We start from the raw sequence: 17,274 nt of genomic DNA, 5'->3' as shown, positions 1-17,274 counted from the left end.
TCGATATTCCTTCAGTTAATTAGCCCGGGAACAGCATGTTCAGTTCCAGACAGGCATCTTCATAGGTACTGCGTTCCATGATGTCCTGCTGGAGGAAGTTCTCCATTTGCGGGTACAACCGGATGGCGCGATCGAGCATCGGATCGCTGCCTGCCGCATACGCGCCGACGCTGACCAAATCACGGTTACGCTGGTAGCTGGACAACAGTTGCTTAAAATTACGCACGCGGGCGTACTGCGCATCGTCGATCAGGGACGTCATTGCACGGCTGATCGACGCTTCGATATCAATGGCCGGATAGTGGCCGGATTCCGCCAGACGACGCGACAACACCACGTGACCATCGAGAATGGCGCGGGCGGAGTCGGCGATCGGATCCTGCTGATCATCACCTTCGGTCAGCACGGTATAGAAGGCGGTGATAGAACCGCCGCCGCTGATGCCGTTTCCTGCGCGTTCAACCAGTGCAGGCAGCTTGGCAAAGACGGAAGGCGGATAGCCTTTGGTCGCCGGTGGCTCACCAATGGCGAGAGCGATTTCACGTTGGGCCATGGCGTAACGGGTGAGGGAATCCATGATCAGCAATACGTGCTGACCACGATCGCGAAAATCTTCGGCGATACGCGTGGCGTAGGCGGCACCCTGCAAACGCAGCAGGGGCGAAACGTCCGCCGGTGCGGCGATAACTACCGAACGTGCGCGGCCTTCGTCACCTAAAATGTTCTCGATAAAATCTTTTACTTCGCGACCACGTTCACCGATTAGGCCGACTACGATCACATCGGCCTTGGTATAGCGCGCCATCATGCCGAGCAGAACGGATTTACCGACGCCGGAACCGGCGAACAGCCCCATACGCTGGCCGCGACCGACGGTGAGCAGGGAGTTAATGGCGCGCACGCCAACGTCGAGCACATCGGTGATCGGCGTACGTTGCAGCGGGTTGAACGGCGGGGTGATCAGCGCAGCGCGATAACCGGTATCCGGCGGCGGCAGGCCGTCGAGCGGTTTGGCACTGCCGTCGAGCACGCGGCCCAGCAATTGCGGGCCAAGGGGAAGTTGTTTGCCCGCGGTATGGCCGTCGGGCGAGATCCGCGCATACACGCGAGCGCCTGGCAAAATACCTTCGACTTCTTCGAGCGGCATCAGAAACAGGCTCTGGCCGTTGAAACCAACCACTTCGCTTTCCACTTCCTGCACGGTCGGGCCGTCATGACGTTCAATAAGACAGGTCGCGCCAAGCGGCATCTGCAAACCGGTAGCTTCGAGAATAAGCCCCGTGGCGCGGGTCAGGCGACCATAGCGGCGCACCGAAGGCGTGCGGCCCATGCGCTTTTCGGCATCGTCGAGCGTTTTCAGCAGGCGGCTCAGGCGGGCGGTCATCAGAGATCTCCCGGTGCCGCGAGACGGCACAGTTCATGCCAGCGCGTGGCGATGGACGCATCCATATCACCGTCTTCCGCGCTGACTTTACAGCCGCCGCTGTGGATCTGGTTATCGGCCAGCAAACGCCAGCCGTGCATGCTCAGGCTCGCACCCATCTGCGTTTCAACACGTTCAAAATCGGCCGGATTGACGCGCAGCTGCGGTTTACCTTTAAACATCGGCTCCTGCTGGATGAGCTGTTGGATCTGGTTGAGCAGGGCGGAACCGTCACAAATCGGTGCCTGCCCCAAAATCTGTTTGGCCGCCGTCAGCGCCATTTGCATCAGACGCGAGGCGATAACGCTGTCGAGCGCATCCAGCGTTTGCTGGAAATCAGCCACCAGCACCTGCCAGTGTTCAGTGAGCACCGCCTGCTGTTGCTGGCCTTCCAGTAAACCCTGCTGCTGCCCGGCTTCCTGACCAGACTGAAAACCGGCGGCGTAGCCCTGTTTCTGACCGGCCTCCAGACCCTGCTGGAACCCTTGCTGTTCAGCGCGGCGTTGCAAGTTTTGCAGTTCATTCTGATCGACCTGCACTTTCGGCTGGCCGTCGTCCTGCGCTTCCTCACCTTCCTGCAACAGAGGTTCGAGGGGTGAAGTAAAGGAAGGCATCGCCAGATCGCCCGGCCGCCACGGCTGCCACGGGAGGGCGTTAAGACGCTCGGTCTGGCGCTCTTCAGCGGTTTTCTTCTCCGGTGTTGGATTATCAGACATAAGAATCCTCGCCGCCGCCAACCATCATTTCGCCAGACTCTGCCAGACGGCGAACCGTTTGCAGGATCGCTTTCTGTTCGTTCTCGACCAGAGACATACGCATCGGGCCACGGTTGGCCAGATCGTCGCGCAGGATATCGGCCGCACGCTGCGACATGTTGCGCAGGAATTTCTCGCGCAGTGGCTGTTCGGCACCTTTCAGTGCAACCAGTAACGATTCGCCTTCGATTTCCTGCAACAGGCGCTGGATACTGCGATCGTCCACGTCCACCAGATTTTCGAACAGGAACATCTCGTCGATAATTTTCTGGGCCAGTTCGCCGTCGTAACCGCGTACCGCTTCGATAACCGCTTCTTCCTGCTGGGTTTTCATCAGGTTGATGATTTCCGCCGCAGTACGAACACCGCCCATCTTCGACCGCTTGAGGTTCTGGCCGTCGAGCAGGTTGTTGAGCACTTCGGTCAGTTCTGCCAGCGCCGCTGGCTGGACACCGCCGAAGGTGGCGATACGCAGCATGACGTCGTTGCGCAGACGTTCGTCAAACAGCGCAAGAATATCGGCTGCCTGACCACGTTTGAGGTGCACAAGGATAGTGGCGATGATCTGCGGATGCTCGTCGCGGATCAGATCGGCTGCAATCACCGGCTCCATAAAGTTGAGCGTTTCCATGCCGCTGGTGGTTTCGCGGGATTCCAGAATATCTTCCAGCAGGCTGGACGCGCGTTCTTCGCCCAGCGCTTTGGTCAGCACCGCACGCAGGTATTCGCTGGTGTTGACACTCAGCGCGGCGTACTGCTCGGATTCGTCCTCGAACTCATTCAGGACTTCGGCCAGCTGCTTGTTGGAGATCTGATGGATATTCGCCATCGCGCCACTGATCTGCTGAACTTCGCGCGGGGAGAGGTGCTTGAATACCTCCACCGCGCGGTCTTCGCCCAGCGTTATCATCAAAATGGCGCTTTTTTCAGTTCCGGTCATAGTCATGGTTGTTCGGTACTCATCCATTGGCGGATAACCAGGGCGACGATACGAGGATCTTTATCGGCCAGCTCCTGAACGCGTTGAGTTTGCACTTCGACGCTGACGCGCTGCTGTGAACGCTTACGTTTCTCCAGCTCGTCATTGCTGAGTTTCACCGGTTTGCTGCCTTCAGGCTGAGGCTGGGACGCGGCCAGAACGGCGGCGGCAACGGCATCTTTCTCGGCCTGCTGTTTGCGCAGCATCGGACGAACCATCTTGCGCCACAGCAGCCAGGCCACAATCAGCACCAGCAACCAGCGGCCGGCATCGATCAGCTGATCGAAGAACGCCTGTTGTTTCCAGAACGGCAATTCAGCGGAGTCGTCGCTCGCTTCATTGAACGGCGTATTCACCACGTTCAGGGTATCGCCGCGCTCGGTGGAGAAGCCCATCGCTTCGCGCACCAGATCGTCAATTTTCTTCAGCTGCTCGTCGGTCAGCGGTTTGGCTTTGCCATCCGCACCGGTCTGATAGTTGACGACCACCGCCGCAGACAGGCGCTGTACCGCACCGGCGCTGTGCTGGGTGTGAGTGATGGTGCGATCGACTTCGTAGTTTGTGGTTTCGTCACGACGGCTGTTCGACGGTACCGCTGAACGGTTCGCCGTGCTGTTTTGTGCAGCGTTCTGACCGTTGGCGGCCTGATTCTGCGCACCGTTCGCCGCATTGGCCGCCGGAGGCGTGGTCACTGGCGTGGTAGCCGCCGGAGCAGGCTGGTTGCTCAGTGCGCCCGGCACACCGCCGACCGATGAACCGCCAATCTGATCGCTGGTGCTGAGCTGGCGGGAACGCACCGCGGCTTTATCCGCTGCGCCGTTCGGCTGGTAATTTTCGTCAGTCTGTTCGCGGGTGGCGTAATCAATCTGCGCGGTGATTTGCGCGTGAACGTTACCGTTGCCGACCACCGGTTGCAGAATCGCTTCGATGCGACGTTGCAGGCGGCCTTCCACTTCGTTGGCATATTTCAGCTGCGAGGCATTCAGATCACGCCCGTTGCTGTCGGACTGGGTAAGAAGGTGACCGCTTTGATCGACCACCGTGACGCTGGCGGGTGGCAGGCCAGAGACGCTGCTCGACACCATATAAACGATGGCGTTGATCTGGCCATCATCCAGGGCGCGGCCCGGTTGCAAATTCAGGGTGACGGAAGCCGAAGGGTTTTTCTGTTCACGGACAAATAAAGAAGGCTTTGGAATGGCTAAGTGAACACGGGCGCTGGAGACCGGGCCGAGCGTTTCGATGGTGCGGGAGAGTTCGCCTTCCAGTGCGCGCTGATAGTTAATCTGCTCACTGAACTGGCTGATACCAAATTTCTCCTGATCCATCAGTTCAAAACCGACAGCGCCGCCTTTCGGCAAACCGGCCGCAGCCAGTTTCAGGCGGGTTTCATACACTTTATCCGCAGGGATCAGAACCGCACCGCCATTATCAGAAAACTGATAGGGGATGTTCATCTGCGTGAGCTGGGTGACGACGGCGCCGCCATCCTTATCGTTGAGGTTACTGAACAGCACCTTGTACGTTGGCTGCTTGGCCCACAGCGTCATAACAACAATAACAGCCACGGCAGCGGCAGCAGCAATGGCGATAGGAATTTTTGGGTTGGCGCGCAGGCGAGTAAGCAACGCAGTAAAACCGCTTCGAGGGTTTTCTGCGCCGGCTATTGCGGAACTCATACAAGATCCCTATTTAGCTGTTGGATGGTGGTGTTCATGTTGTCTCGTAACAAAACAGACTCCCAAGTGCGCAATCGTTGAAGCGTGATATTTTTCAAACCTCCATACAGGCAGGCCTATTTTCTAGGTGAGCCATTATTTGTCGCGCAAGGCAAAGTTAATGGCCCGATAAGCCATGGTTTTTGCGGTCAATTGCGGCGTTTAGGAAAAAACTGATGTGATAGGGTGTCATTCCATGAAAGAACCCCATTGGTCACAGATACAGCGATAAGCGGAGAAAGCATGTCAATTCAAGGCATTGAGAGCGTTTTACAGCAAATGCAGGCCACGGCCGTGCAGGCGGGAGCCATCAAGCAACCCGATGCCACCTCAGAAGCCGGTTTCGCCAGTGAGCTGAAAGCTGCATTAGGCAAAATTAGTGAAACGCAAAACAACGCAAAGTTGCAGGCTGAAAAACTCGAAATGGGTGTGCCGGGCGTCAGCCTCAACGATGTGATGGTCGATCTGCAAAAATCCTCGATCTCATTACAACTGGGCGTGCAGGTAAGAAACAAACTGGTGGCGGCGTATCAGGATGTGATGAACATGTCGGTGTAATGTATTAACTTAATGAAATAATGATAAAAGAATTGCTACCTGTTGCCCTGTGGGGCATAGCGGGGGCAATTTATTTGACTTTTAGAGAGGGGAAGGAAATAACAGGGGCAGCAAAGATCTACTTCGCAAAAAAAAAATCGAACGTTAACCGTTAATAATCGTTATCAATATCCTGCATCGCCGAACGGATCACCCACCACACAGCCAGACCCAGCAATGCCAAAACAATAAACAAAATCACCATAGCCCAATTCCTTCATTTCACTTTGCGAAGGTTCTCACAGGACGTCCGTCATTTTTCCGAGCTTAAGACCGTTTTGTTACAGCCATAAGATCCTGACTTAGTTTTTGAATAGTTACGTTCCGATATTATTATCGACCGCAAACAACTACAACTTGATAGGCAAGGAAGAATTGTTTCAACTTATTGTTCATTGTGAATGTCAGCTTGTGAACGGAACTGAATTCTCTAAAAAATAAATGTTAGCCATGTCACAAAATTGTCCTTTGCTTGTGCAGGTTTATTTGTCAAAATCGCGAAAAAATGTTTCCACCTGCCAAAAGCACCTGCACAAAATGATAATCCGCCCACCCCGTCACTGGTTCTTACGTTTGTTCGTCTGGCACGGCTCTGTGCTGCCCAGCATTATGTTCCGGCTGAGTCTTAATCTTCTGATGTCACTGGCCGCCATCCTTTGCCTGCCCTGGTACGAAACGCTTGGCGTTAAACTGACGCTCGCGCCTTTCAGCCTGCTCGGCGTGTCGATTGCGATCTTTCTTGGCTTTAGAAACAGTGTAGCGTATTCGCGCTATATCGAAGCGCGCCAGCTGTGGGGCGGGTTACTGATTGCCTGCCGTACGCTGCAAAGTCAGGTGATGGCAGTTTGTCCGGGCGAAGCGCATCGGGTGACCGCGTTGCTGCTGGCGTTTTGCTACAGCCTCAAGCATCAGCTGCGTCACAGCGATTCACGGCCCGATCTCGAACGGTTATTAGGGGATGATGCGGAGGATATTCTTTCGCGGCGCGCACCGACTAACATGGTACAGCTGCGTTTATCGCAGTGGCTGGCGGAGCGCCGGCGGACCGGCGAAATGTCGGATGTGGTTTACGCGCACATGGACACCACGCTGTCCCAGCTTTCTCAGGTAGTCGGCGGTTGTGAGCGCATCGTCAGTATGCCGATCCCTTTCGCTTACGGGCTGCTGTTGCACCGCACGGTGTATCTCTTCTGTAGCCTGCTGCCGTTCGCCCTGGTGGTGGATTTGCATTACATGACGCTGCTGGTGTCCGGTTTTATCTCTTATACCTTTCTGTCGCTCGATACCCTGGCCGAAGAGCTGGAGATGCCGTTTGGTTATGCCAATAACCACCTGCCAATGGATGCGATGTGTACCAATATCGAAATCAATTTGCTGGAGATGAACAACCAGTCGCAGCTACCGGATACGCCGATGCCGGATGCGCATTATCGTCTGACCTAGGTGGCGAGTGTCACGATTTGGGTAAGATTCATAAGACTGTCATAAATACGCAACAAAAATGAAATAGCGTGGACGGGTCCGCTGTATAACGTCCCTGAGCATTCTCGAGGTATTTATGTCAGTCATTCAGGCCAAATCTCTGCACGAAGCCGAAGACCTGCTGAATTCCGGTATGGTGAAAAAAGTCGAACTGGCTTTTAGTATTAACAGCGATGAGTTTTTCAAACTCGCGCTGGAATGTGGCGATCGCGGTGCGAAAATCACCAAGGGTAAGAATTTCTTTGTTATCACACTCAAAAAATGGGTCATTCCTTCTAATGACCTGCCCGCCACCAAAAGCAACGTCCTGATGTGATACAGTCTCCATAACACTGCCATCCCGACAGTGTTATGGAGAATTCCTCTAGGACACGGTTTTCATCATATAAACGCTCAGCGGATCCGGTGATTGCACGTAATCACCAAAGGCCTCTGTACGCGCATACCCGAGTTTCTCGTACAGCGTGATGGCTTTTTCCTGAAAAACACCTGTTTCCAGATACAGGTCTGTGTGCCCCAACTCTTTCAGTTTCTTTTCCATCGCGGCGATAAGCAGCGAAGCGATCCCTTTTCCGCGAAACAAGGGGTTAACGTACACCCGCTTCATCTCGGCGATGCGATGTTTTGAGATGTACAGACAGGCGCATCCGGCCCAGTCGTCATCGACTCGCGCCATAAAACAGGTGATATCACCTTCATCCAGCTCTGTGATATTGACACCGTAAAACGATTCGGGGGGATAGAGCGGGTACTGATAAGCGTCCAGTTCGGCAATAAGACGGGCTAAATGCGGGTGGGCTACATCGGTTTCGAAAATCTGGGCACTCACGGCGTGGCTCTCAATGCAACATTTTGGATTTATATTCTTAACTGAAATCGCCCCGAAAACAAGCGACTGCCTGAGGGAAGAAGGGAAGCGGACACGCGAAGGTGTAAGTAAATCGTAATAATTGAAGAACTCTTCGCCACGTCTGTCAGAGTTATCTGAATTGATCAAAATGTGATCACTTTGTCTGTCATCCCTGATTTTTTTACCTCATATTCTTCCACTGTAAGAAATGTATACAATGCAATAACTCACCGTGATTAATTTACCGCCTCCAGTCGCGGTGAGATGAACGAAGCACATTATAAGTGTTTGAATAAAGGATAAAATTATGGCTGTCTATCCTGTTGGCGTTTTTGTCACGCTTACTTTTACACCAGGTTTGTTTGAAGTAATCACGATTTTGAATGAGGTATCACCGGTGCAGTATCAGGTGATGAATGTTGAGACGGGGAATGTGATCAGAGTGAATGAGAACTTTATTCGCGGAATTATAAAACCTTAACAACGTGACCGGGCAGGCTGGCAGCGTTCGTGTGCCAGCCTGCCCGGCCTTATTTTGTTTCCGCGGTCATTCAGGCATCAGCGCGTTAAAATCCTCTTCGTACAGTTCGCGGCATTCCTGGATAAACTCCGGGTAGCCCAGTTCGGATGTCTGTACATCACGTCCCAATCGTTTTTCTAAATCCTCGTGAAATCCCTCAAACTCTCCGTGCAGAATGCCGGTAAAACCGGTGAGGATGATGCATTGCTCGGGTGTTAGTTTCGTCACGTTGAGTTCCTTAAGCGATTTTTAAAACCAGAATTTTTAAAATTGTTAAAAGTTTCTGAAAAGATGTTGAAAAGGGAGAAGTGCCTCACGTCGTGTTTCTGCAAAACGACGCAACATGTCCTATCCTCTAATTAATCCTACTGAAAAACAAGGAGTCACCGATGGATCAGGACTTGTTCGAACAGGCGCCCTTACCGCTGTTAACCCGTTTTCAGGCGGGAGACAGGGTGAAGTTACTCACTTTTCCCGTGGGTATTCATCCTGCCAGCTATCAGCTGGATGTGGCGATTACCGCCATCCATGACGGTGAGTTTGAGGGGGAGATTGTCCGTATCGCAACCCTGGGACGACACGATCATGAGGAAGCTCATTTTATGCTGGGCGGGCAGGTGGCTTTCTACGCGAGAAATATTCAGGGTATGGCCTCCTGACGGATAAAAAACAAAACCCCGCTTTAATGGCGGGGTCTTAAACGACTTCACACTTTCACTTCTTTTTCACTTCACGCTGACATTGCGTCAGTTACATCATTGGCTTCACGTGTTTGGTATTCGCCTGAGTGGTCAGTTCGTCTGCGGGAATTTTCGAACAACTGCCGCAATATCCCACCAGATACCATCTTCCGTCGGCGCCTTTCTCCGGATTCACTTTGTAACGCTCGTTACGCTTGCCATAAAACTCACGATCCACATTCTTTGATGCATCTTCCCAGAAACACAACGAAAACTGATGACATGCATCGACATGCCGTTGTCCGTCGCGGCTTCCGCCAACCAGTAAATAATGATATTCAGACATACTGCCTCCTGAACCCCAAATATGATGGGGTAATTGTCCTGACTACAAGGAAACTACCTGGAATTTCAACCCGAAAACAAAACAAGAGAGACAATAACGGGCGTAGAAAACCACCCGAGGAACACATTTTTTATTACGTAAACTATAGAGCAGATCACAAGATGGGGGAAGAAATATGGGTGAAATGTGACGTGTGTCACTTTATATTTTCCCATGATTGTGATTGTGCGCAGACATTCCGTCAGGCCATTGTGAATGAAGGATTTTTGTGGAGCCGCCACAGAGGTCAGCGGTTGAAATAGGGGGGTTAATCCCTTGTGCTGCGGGCTTAGAAGTCAGGCGGGGCGTGCTACTTTGGCTACGTTGACTCTTTTAATCGCGCAGGAAATGCAATGGCAGAAAAACAGGTTATAGATTTGGTCATGTCAGTCAATAAACACGTCGAAGAAACTGCCATGCAACATCTGATGCTGCGCAATTTTATTATCGTGATGTGCCGGAGTATGACCGAAGAGCAAAAAAATCAGGTGAGATGGCAGATGCGCCAGATCCATCAGGTGACTGATGCTGAACACCGGCAGGGCGATGTGGAAATCCTGGAGAAAACCCGGCGGGATATGGAAATTATGCTGGAACTGATCAATTAGGTTTCTTCTGATGTCTGTCTCTTCAGGGGTGAACTATCATTAACACAATGATAACCAAAGGGAGATATAAAATGGGATTTTGGAGAGTACTGATCACCATTCTGGTACCACCGTTGGGCGTACTGATAGGTAATGGTTTAGGCGGAGCATTTCTGCTGAATATTTTGCTGACTTTACTGGGCTATTTCCCGGGTCTGATCCACGGTTTTTGGGTACAGACGCGTAAGTAATGCCTCTTGTAAGCACGGCACGAAGACTGACATAACACGTCATCTGAAAACCCGGTCTGAAAGCCGGGTTTTCTTTTTGGAGGGTCAGAACAGAGAGAAGAGGAGAACCACAGGAAGGCTCATCGGCCAGGTAAATCCAATAATGCCGGACGTTAATAGCCTGATCTTAATCGTATCGCGGCTCACCAGCAGGGTGAACAGCACGGCGATACCCAGCCCGCCCCAGTAAATCGTTTTTATCACTTCCCACCAAACGTGCACAACCAACCCCTGACCATTCATAAAAACCGGCGGGTATGATATTCCGTTAACATCTGGTAATCAATTATTGTGTGATGTTACTCATAATTTTGTAATGTAAGTATTTGGCGCTGATTGTTATTGAACATCACTTGTGATCGGTGAGTGAACCGATTGCGCGCGTAAATGCCCCCGAATGGCCGTGGGCGCGAAACCGAAACGTTTGCGAAACCGCTCAGCAAAACGCGAACCGCTTTCATACCCGACCTGATGAGCGATGTGGGAAATGGCCAGATCCGTGCATTGCAACAGGCGCAGGGCGTGGGTCATGCGAACATCAATCATCAGGTTACGCAGTACGCTGTTTTCCGCCGCCAGACGGCGTCGCAGCATCACTTCATTCATCATCAGTTGCTCGGCCACTTCCGCTGCCGTAAAGGCTTTATGCAGATTGTTGACCAGCAATTCGCGCACCCGCTGGGTCATGCTTTCGCTGTGTTGCAGGGAATAACGCACGCCGAGCTGCGACAGCCACAGCAACTGCTCAAGCATCCGGTGGCGGGTTATTGGCGCAGGCAGTCCGTGATGCCAGAGAAGAGCATTATGGGTGTCAGTAAAACTTTGTTTGAAGGCGCCGGGAACGTGGGGAATGACTTGCAGGTGATCGACAGTAATCAGCGGGGGTTTAAACGCCGATATATGCAACCCTGCATCGGTCAGCAGGGCATTATCCCACGCCATAATCGCGCAGCTAAATGGCCCGTTTTCTGAAAGCTTGTGGGTAAGCCCCAGCGTTTGTCCGCTATTGAGCACCAGCATTTCACCCGTTTGCAGGGACACTTCCTGATGCTGATAATGAACGGTCATGCTGCCATTTTGGATCAGGAGTAACTGAGGTTTGTCGATATATAAATCTTGAATAAAAAGTTCACTGTGCTGAATAAGTAGCGAGGTCGATCCTATCCCTGGGGTGACTTTTATTTTACGTACCATGGTGATGATGCCCGAATATGACGACGACGGCGTCCAGTTGCCTGAATATAAATCAAAGCTGCGCGACTTTGTTACTAATACAAACTGGTCACCTGTTGAGGCGAAGTCAGGGATGGAGACAGAGAGAATTAGCCCTGGCAGCTGTGCGCTCTCTGCCTCTGAAACCTTAGTATGTACAAGAAATATTTGATAAAATAGAACAATATAAAATAAAACGAAAGTAATAATTATTGGCGATCGCCAAACGCGATTGAACGGAGATCGATTTTTCCGTACGTCATATTCACTTGTTGTTGTCTTGACGACTGTCCAATCAGCTCGGTGAGTTGATTCATCCGGGCTTGTAATAATGTCTTGATCATATTTTCGTTATCCAGAATCTGACGCAAATATTTGCGTACTTCATACTGAATAGCCATTGACGTGCTTTCTGCTACTGGCAACGTGGTGGTCGCTTCCACGGCTTTCAGATAACTGACTTCGAGCTCGACCAGCTCATCCCATTTCTCTTCTTTCGCCAGCCGCAACATCTGCTCGCTTAAAGTCAGGATCAGTTGATATTCATTAACCAGATACTGATGTTGATCCATTATATTGGTCCTGCGACGGGTGATAGTTTGGGCCGATTTGCCGCCAGGCATCGGCAATATTTTCCAGTAAGCCCAGCACTTCCGTGATGGCTTCCTGATCGTTGTGTAAATTGGCATGCAATAAACGACGAACCATATAGGAATAGAGCGCTTCAAGGTTATCCACTAAATCGGGATCACCTTTCTCGCGGCTCATTCCGGCTTTCAGTCCGCTGTCGATAATATTAATGGCCTTAGAGAGCGCTTTGCCTTTATCGGCAATATTTCCCTGCTGCATAAAAATGCCAGCACGGATAAGGGCGCTACGCGCCCCGTCAAATAACATCACCACTAACTGATGCGGACTGGCACTCATTACGCCACTTTCTAAGCCTACCTGTGCGTAGGCCTGGGTTCCTTTAGCGTTATACATTTCTCAATCCTTATGAACTTGACGAATTCATTGCTTCGAACTGTTGAGTCAGATAGTCGCCGGTATTTTTAAGTTTCGACATGGCAACATCGAGCGCAGTGAAACTGGTTTTATAACGAGCGATGGTGTCGTTAATGCTGTCGTTGACCGTGTTGTATTGCTTGGTCAGCTGCTTGAGGGTGTTATTAACCCCGGTCTTAGCGGTTTCAATAGAACCCGTAGTCGACAGATATCCGGCATTCAGATTGTTAATAGCAACAGCGATACCCGGCGTGGTTTTATCGCCGACCATCAGTTTAGAAATGGAGTTACTGTCAGCCGTCAGGGCTTTGTTCAGTTTGTCGCTGTCGAGAGTCAGCTGACCGGTTTTAGGGTCGGAAGTCACGCCAACGCTGGCCAGAGAGGTATAAGCACCTGAAGCACGCGCGCCGCCCAGAGCATTTTTCAACTGGGTCTGAATATCACGCAGGGTGCTGTCACCGATCAGCGCACCGTTGCTGTCTGCCTGTGCATCTGAATTGCTGTCAACCGGGGAATAAGCGGTCAATGTGCCGATGGTGGTTTGCAGTGCGTTGTACGCATCAATAAAGGTCTTCATCGCCGTCGCAGCTTTGGTGATGTCTTTGGTCACGGTCAGCGTTGCATCACTGCCTGCGACGGTGGTGCCGGTCAGGTTCAGCGTGATGCCTTGCGGTGCGTCAACAATGGTATTGCTGTCACTCTCAATGGCGATGTTGTTAACCGACAGTTTGGCGTTCTGCGCATTAACGGTTTGCGTCATGCCATTGCCGGTTGCGCCCTCGGTGTAACCAATAAAGCTGTTCAGTGCGCTGTCGCCGCCAACGCTGATGGACATCGCATTATTCGTGCCGGTGTTGTTGGCATTGATAACCAGCTGGAATTTCGAATCTCCGACTTTCAGGATACTGGCCGTCACACCGCCGTTGGCGTTGTTGATGGCATCACGCATACCGGCCATGGAGGTCTGGTCATCCGTCAGTTTAATGACCAACGGCTTGGCACCGCCACCTTGTTGAATGGTGATTGTGTGGTCGCTACCGGCTGTACCAATCTTGGCGTTGATATCGGTCTGCTGGCCGGAAACCAGTGACTGTGCCTGTGCCAGTTGGCTAACGCCAATGCTGTAACGGCCAGCTGCGGCGCCTGCACCGGTACTAACGGAAAACGTATTCGCATTACTGGAGGTTGCGGTGCTGCTTTTATACACGTCGGCATTGCCGAGCGCTGTGCTGGCGTCGCTGAAAGTCTGTAATGCGCTTTTCAGCGTGCCGTAGGCCGTCAGTTTGGCGCTGTAGCTGGACTGAGATGCGGTAATAGGGGTAAGACGCTGTTTTTCCGCCGTGGTCAGGTTAGTCAACAAATTGTTGAGGTCTAACCCGGAACCAATCCCTAATGATGTGATAGTGGCCATATGAATCCTTTACAGTGTGTAGGTGTCTTTAAGCCCTATCGGCACGACGGAGAAAAAGTTTAATGGAATGTCATAAAAACTAATGGCGTGAATAGCCGGTATAAGGGGGGGTATTTCGCGGCGTAAGAAACTTCCACTTTTTTACAAATAATTCTAAAGGTTGTTGAAGCAGGGCCGATACAAGTTTGGACGGTGATGAACGCCGTGGGCAAATAAGCCCGAACCCTTAACCAGATTTGAAGGAATATCCTCATGGCACAAGTAATCAATACTAACAGTTTGTCACTGATGACTCAGAACAACCTGAACAAATCACAATCTGCTCTGGGCACTGCTATCGAGCGTCTGTCTTCCGGTCTGCGTATCAACAGCGCCAAAGACGATGCTGCTGGCCAGGCGATTTCTAACCGCTTCACATCTAACATCACTGGCCTGACTCAGGCTTCACGTAACGCCAACGACGGTATCTCCGTTGCGCAGACCACTGAAGGCTCACTGAGCGAAATCAACAACAACTTACAGCGTATCCGTGAGCTGTCAGTTCAGGCATCTACCGGTACTAACTCCGATTCCGACCTGACCTCAATCCAGGACGAAATCACTTCCCGTCTGTCTGAAATCGACCGCGTATCGGGTCAGACTCAGTTCAACGGCGTGAAAGTACTGGCTTCAAACCAGACCATGAAAATTCAGGTTGGCGCTAACGATGGTCAGACTATCTCTATTGACCTGCAGAAAATCGACTCATCTTCACTGGGCCTGAATGGTTTCTCTGTTTCTGGTAGCGGTTTGAAAACCAGCGACGCGATCACCCAGATCCCAGGCACTGGCGCTAATGCTGCTCCTGTTGCAATTAAATTTGGTAAAGCAGTTGCAGCCCAAGCAGGCCCACCAGCTGTTGTGGGTGTGACTCAAGATGAAGCTACTGCTGCAATGGCAAAACAACTTGGTGTCTCAGACGCATCACAGATGTCATTGCGTAACGTATTGAACAAAGATGATTCAGCAAGCGGTAACTATGTTGTACAAGTAGGCAGCGACAATTATGCTGCTTCTTTAGGTACCGACGGCACAGTAACTTTGAACACCACCAGCGTTACATACTCTGATGCGGCAAATGGCGTTAGTACCGCCACTCAAGCTGGCCAATTGGTTAAGGTTGGTACTGATGCAACGGGTGCAGCAGCAGGCTTTGTAACAGTTCAAGGTAAAAACTATACAGCTGGTACCAATGGTACTGACGTGTTAGCAAACAGCGGCACGGCGAATCCAACGACAGCCGCAACTGCTTTAGCTCTGAGTGATGGTGAAACTACACCGGGTAACGCTGCTACTGCCGTTACTGCAACTAAAACCTTCGCAGGCGCAGCAACTAATGATCCGCTGGCTCTGCTGGACAAAGCTATCGCGCAAGTTGATAAATTCCGTTCTTCACTGGGTGCGGTTCAGAACCGTTTCGATTCTGCTATCACCAACCTGAACAACACCACCACTAACCTGGCTTCTGCACAGAGCCGTATTCAGGATGCTGACTACGCCACTGAAGTTTCTGCAATGTCTAAAGCGCAGATCCTGCAACAGGCTGGTACTTCAGTGTTGTCCAAAGCTAACCAGGTTCCACAGTCAGTACTGTCCCTGCTGCAAGGCTAATTTTTCGGTTAACCCGAAAAATGCAGTCAACCCCGCTCCGGCGGGGTTTTTTTTAACCAAAACTTACGAATTTGTACAATCCCTTTGGCGGGCAGGCTGGTATAATTTAGGATAATCTTTATTTTTAGATTTAAATTTAAGCAATCACGACCGGCAGGCAGGGGGATGGCGACAGGCGATGTTCGAGACATAATCAAAATAGCCGCGCTTTTTTGTCCTTATTCTGCCGATTGAACAGGCTTTCCACTGTCACAATGCTACAGACCCTTAATTTTACAGGTTACGACAGTGAGCGATCTGTATACCGCCGACGGCGTGATAGACAAAAATTCTTTGTGGCAGCGCTACGTTCCCCTGGTGCGCCACGAAGCCCTGCGTTTGCAGGTACGGCTTCCCGCCAGCGTAGAGCTTGATGATCTACTGCAGGCGGGGGGAATTGGCCTGTTGAATGCGGTTGAGCGATTTGATGCGATGCAGGGCACGGCGTTTACCACCTACGCCGTTCAGCGTATTCGCGGCGCGATGCTTGATGAATTGCGCAGCCGCGACTGGGTGCCGCGCAGCGTGCGACGCAATGCGCGTGAAGTGTCCCAGGCAATGCATCATGCAGAACAACGATTAGGGCGTCCACCGAGCGAAGGAGAGGTGGCGCAGGCGCTGGATATTCCCATCGAGGAATACCGGCAAATACTCATGGACACGAACAGCAGCCAGTTGTTTTCTTATGACGAGTGGCGTGAAGAGCACGGCGATTCAGCCGAGGCATTGATGGAAGGGCACGAAGAGGCCAACCCGTTACATCATCTGTTGGAGGGCAATTTACGCCACCGGGTGATGGAAGCCATCGATGCGTTACCAGAACGGGAAAAGTTAGTTCTTACGCTTTACTACCAGGAAGAGTTGAATTTAAAAGAGATCGGGGCAGTGCTGGAAGTCGGGGAATCCCGGGTAAGCCAGCTGCACAGTCAGGCGATTAAGCGATTGCGAACGCGCCTGGCCAACGATCACTGATCCGCTTTTTCCTGGCCGGTTATACATTTTATGTCCCTTATCAGGAATAAATTTATGCCAGCGGGAATCAAAACAAGGCCTTTAAGCCGTTATCTTAAAGATTTTAAACATAGTCAGACTCATTGCTCACAGTGTGCAAAAGAACTCGACAGGATGGCACTGGTGTTTCGCGGGCAAATCATCAATAAAGAGGCCATCGCTAAGATGGACCAGCCTATTGATGACGACGTGTGGCACAACCTGTCGCAAGAACTGACCGCACTGTGTCGTTTTTGCAGTGAGATTAGCTGTAACAGCCATTCGTCGTATTTCGATATTATGGCGTTTAAGCAATATCTGTTTGAACAGACTGAAATGAATCACAGCACGGTGCGCGAGTACGTTGTCCGCCTCCGCCGTCTGGATGAGATTTTATCTGCCAGCAACTATCCTCTCGATAAACTGAAAGGGGACAGCATCCACCAGCGGATCATCAGTGATGTTCCGGTGGCGGCGCACGATAACTACCGTATTGCCCTGCGCAAATACGATCAGTATCTGGCCTGGCAGAAATCCGCCTGAGTCCGTTTCGCACAGAATGACAATGAAACACCCTAAACAGGTTCCTCCGGGAGCCTGTTTTTTTGTCTCCAATTTGTATACATTCTTTATATACTTAATCATCAATATCATTTCATATCCGAATAATTCATTTTTACGGTTTCGCTCAGCCGTGCGGC

22 protein-coding genes are annotated in these 17,274 nt (G+C 51.5%); 10 read left to right on the top strand and 12 right to left on the bottom strand.

Annotated features, from left to right (window positions below; translation table 11 throughout):
- Positions 1-19 precede the first annotated feature (19 nt).
- The 4 genes from fliI to fliF are packed head-to-tail and all read right to left on the bottom strand — an operon-like array spanning position 20 to position 4,836.
- Positions 20-1,384: a flagellar protein export ATPase FliI gene (gene fliI / locus ACMHLI_RS11700; RefSeq protein ID WP_112168095.1), complete on the bottom strand. Its 1,365-nt coding sequence runs from the start codon at positions 1,382-1,384 to the stop codon at positions 20-22.
- Positions 1,384-2,139 (bottom strand): flagellar assembly protein FliH, encoded by a 756-nt coding sequence (fliH, locus tag ACMHLI_RS11695; RefSeq protein WP_413529619.1) that lies wholly within the window; start codon positions 2,137-2,139, stop codon positions 1,384-1,386. Before fliH ends, fliI begins: the two co-directional genes overlap by 1 nt.
- Positions 2,132-3,124 carry a flagellar motor switch protein FliG gene (fliG, locus tag ACMHLI_RS11690; RefSeq protein WP_413529618.1) on the bottom strand — a complete coding sequence of 331 codons (993 nt, stop codon included), beginning with the start codon at positions 3,122-3,124 and terminating at the stop codon, positions 2,132-2,134. Before fliG ends, fliH begins: the two co-directional genes overlap by 8 nt.
- Complete coding sequence (fliF, locus tag ACMHLI_RS11685) at positions 3,121-4,836, bottom strand: flagellar basal-body MS-ring/collar protein FliF (RefSeq protein ID WP_413529617.1); 1,716 nt, start codon at positions 4,834-4,836, stop codon at positions 3,121-3,123. Before fliF ends, fliG begins: the two co-directional genes overlap by 4 nt.
- A gap of 282 nt (positions 4,837-5,118) precedes the next feature.
- Between fliF and fliE the strand changes: the two genes are divergently transcribed.
- The 3 genes from fliE (at position 5,119) to ACMHLI_RS11670 (ending at position 7,270) form a co-directional block, all read left to right on the top strand.
- Complete coding sequence (gene fliE, locus ACMHLI_RS11680) at positions 5,119-5,433, top strand: flagellar hook-basal body complex protein FliE (RefSeq protein WP_112168091.1); 315 nt, start codon at positions 5,119-5,121, stop codon at positions 5,431-5,433.
- A gap of 576 nt (positions 5,434-6,009) precedes the next feature.
- Positions 6,010-6,915, top strand: coding sequence for a bestrophin family protein (locus ACMHLI_RS11675; RefSeq protein ID WP_112168090.1), 906 nt, complete (start codon positions 6,010-6,012; stop codon positions 6,913-6,915).
- A gap of 115 nt (positions 6,916-7,030) precedes the next feature.
- Positions 7,031-7,270 (top strand): hypothetical protein, encoded by a 240-nt coding sequence (locus ACMHLI_RS11670; RefSeq protein ID WP_112168089.1) that lies wholly within the window; start codon positions 7,031-7,033, stop codon positions 7,268-7,270.
- Positions 7,271-7,318: 48 nt separating this feature from the next.
- Here ACMHLI_RS11670 and ACMHLI_RS11665 read toward each other — a convergent pair whose 3' ends face one another.
- Positions 7,319-7,783, bottom strand: a complete 465-nt coding sequence (locus ACMHLI_RS11665; protein ID WP_413529616.1) for a GNAT family N-acetyltransferase — start codon at positions 7,781-7,783, stop codon at positions 7,319-7,321.
- A gap of 328 nt (positions 7,784-8,111) precedes the next feature.
- On the opposite strand from ACMHLI_RS11665, the gene ACMHLI_RS11660 reads away from it, so the two are divergent.
- Positions 8,112-8,285, top strand: a complete 174-nt coding sequence (locus tag ACMHLI_RS11660; protein ID WP_413529615.1) for a hypothetical protein — start codon at positions 8,112-8,114, stop codon at positions 8,283-8,285.
- Positions 8,286-8,351: 66 nt separating this feature from the next.
- Here the strand turns inward: ACMHLI_RS11660 and ACMHLI_RS11655 are convergent, their stop codons facing one another.
- On the bottom strand, positions 8,352-8,552 hold the full coding sequence (locus ACMHLI_RS11655; RefSeq protein WP_413529614.1) for a hypothetical protein: 201 nt from the start codon (positions 8,550-8,552) through the stop codon (positions 8,352-8,354).
- Positions 8,553-8,713: 161 nt separating this feature from the next.
- Here ACMHLI_RS11655 and ACMHLI_RS11650 point away from each other — a divergent pair, with 161 nt between their 5' ends.
- The gene (locus tag ACMHLI_RS11650) at positions 8,714-8,983 is read left to right on the top strand and encodes a hypothetical protein (RefSeq protein ID WP_413529613.1); all 270 of its coding nucleotides are present in this window, start codon (positions 8,714-8,716) and stop codon (positions 8,981-8,983) included.
- A 91-nt stretch (positions 8,984-9,074) separates the two neighbouring features.
- On the opposite strand, the gene ACMHLI_RS11645 is transcribed toward ACMHLI_RS11650, so the two are convergent.
- Positions 9,075-9,350: a hypothetical protein gene (locus tag ACMHLI_RS11645; RefSeq protein ID WP_413529612.1), complete on the bottom strand. Its 276-nt coding sequence runs from the start codon at positions 9,348-9,350 to the stop codon at positions 9,075-9,077.
- 392 nt (positions 9,351-9,742) lie between these two features.
- Here ACMHLI_RS11645 and ACMHLI_RS11640 point away from each other — a divergent pair, with 392 nt between their 5' ends.
- Positions 9,743-9,997, top strand: coding sequence for a hypothetical protein (locus tag ACMHLI_RS11640; protein WP_413529611.1), 255 nt, complete (start codon positions 9,743-9,745; stop codon positions 9,995-9,997).
- 71 nt (positions 9,998-10,068) lie between these two features.
- Positions 10,069-10,227: a YqaE/Pmp3 family membrane protein gene (locus tag ACMHLI_RS11635; RefSeq protein ID WP_112168083.1), complete on the top strand. Its 159-nt coding sequence runs from the start codon at positions 10,069-10,071 to the stop codon at positions 10,225-10,227.
- A gap of 84 nt (positions 10,228-10,311) precedes the next feature.
- Here the strand turns inward: ACMHLI_RS11635 and ACMHLI_RS11630 are convergent, their stop codons facing one another.
- The 5 genes from ACMHLI_RS11630 to fliD all read right to left on the bottom strand — a co-directional run bounded on the left by ACMHLI_RS11630 (position 10,312) and on the right by fliD (position 13,894).
- Complete coding sequence (locus ACMHLI_RS11630; RefSeq protein ID WP_013575783.1) at positions 10,312-10,488, bottom strand: GhoT/OrtT family toxin; 177 nt, start codon at positions 10,486-10,488, stop codon at positions 10,312-10,314.
- Between the two features lie 117 nt (positions 10,489-10,605).
- Complete coding sequence (locus tag ACMHLI_RS11625; RefSeq protein ID WP_413529610.1) at positions 10,606-11,460, bottom strand: helix-turn-helix transcriptional regulator; 855 nt, start codon at positions 11,458-11,460, stop codon at positions 10,606-10,608.
- A gap of 227 nt (positions 11,461-11,687) precedes the next feature.
- On the bottom strand, positions 11,688-12,050 hold the full coding sequence (gene fliT / locus ACMHLI_RS11620; RefSeq protein WP_413529609.1) for a flagella biosynthesis regulatory protein FliT: 363 nt from the start codon (positions 12,048-12,050) through the stop codon (positions 11,688-11,690).
- Positions 12,025-12,462, bottom strand: coding sequence for a flagellar export chaperone FliS (fliS, locus tag ACMHLI_RS11615; protein ID WP_112168080.1), 438 nt, complete (start codon positions 12,460-12,462; stop codon positions 12,025-12,027). Before fliS ends, fliT begins: the two co-directional genes overlap by 26 nt.
- 10 nt (positions 12,463-12,472) lie before the next feature.
- Positions 12,473-13,894 (bottom strand): flagellar filament capping protein FliD, encoded by a 1,422-nt coding sequence (fliD, locus tag ACMHLI_RS11610; protein WP_413529608.1) that lies wholly within the window; start codon positions 13,892-13,894, stop codon positions 12,473-12,475.
- 252 nt (positions 13,895-14,146) lie between these two features.
- On the opposite strand from fliD, the gene ACMHLI_RS11605 reads away from it, so the two are divergent.
- The 3 genes from ACMHLI_RS11605 to fliZ all read left to right on the top strand — a co-directional run bounded on the left by ACMHLI_RS11605 (position 14,147) and on the right by fliZ (position 17,116).
- Complete coding sequence (locus ACMHLI_RS11605) at positions 14,147-15,544, top strand: flagellin (RefSeq protein WP_413529607.1); 1,398 nt, start codon at positions 14,147-14,149, stop codon at positions 15,542-15,544.
- Between the two features lie 288 nt (positions 15,545-15,832).
- The gene (locus ACMHLI_RS11600) at positions 15,833-16,555 is read left to right on the top strand and encodes an RNA polymerase sigma factor FliA (protein WP_056769937.1); all 723 of its coding nucleotides are present in this window, start codon (positions 15,833-15,835) and stop codon (positions 16,553-16,555) included.
- A gap of 54 nt (positions 16,556-16,609) precedes the next feature.
- Positions 16,610-17,116 (top strand): flagella biosynthesis regulatory protein FliZ, encoded by a 507-nt coding sequence (fliZ, locus tag ACMHLI_RS11595; protein ID WP_112168077.1) that lies wholly within the window; start codon positions 16,610-16,612, stop codon positions 17,114-17,116.
- Positions 17,117-17,274: the final 158 nt, after the last annotated feature.

The organism is Rahnella inusitata (assembly GCF_965118895.1).
Taxonomy (GTDB): Bacteria; Pseudomonadota; Gammaproteobacteria; order Enterobacterales; family Enterobacteriaceae; genus Rahnella; species Rahnella inusitata_A.
This window is presented reverse-complemented; position numbering and strand designations above follow the sequence as displayed.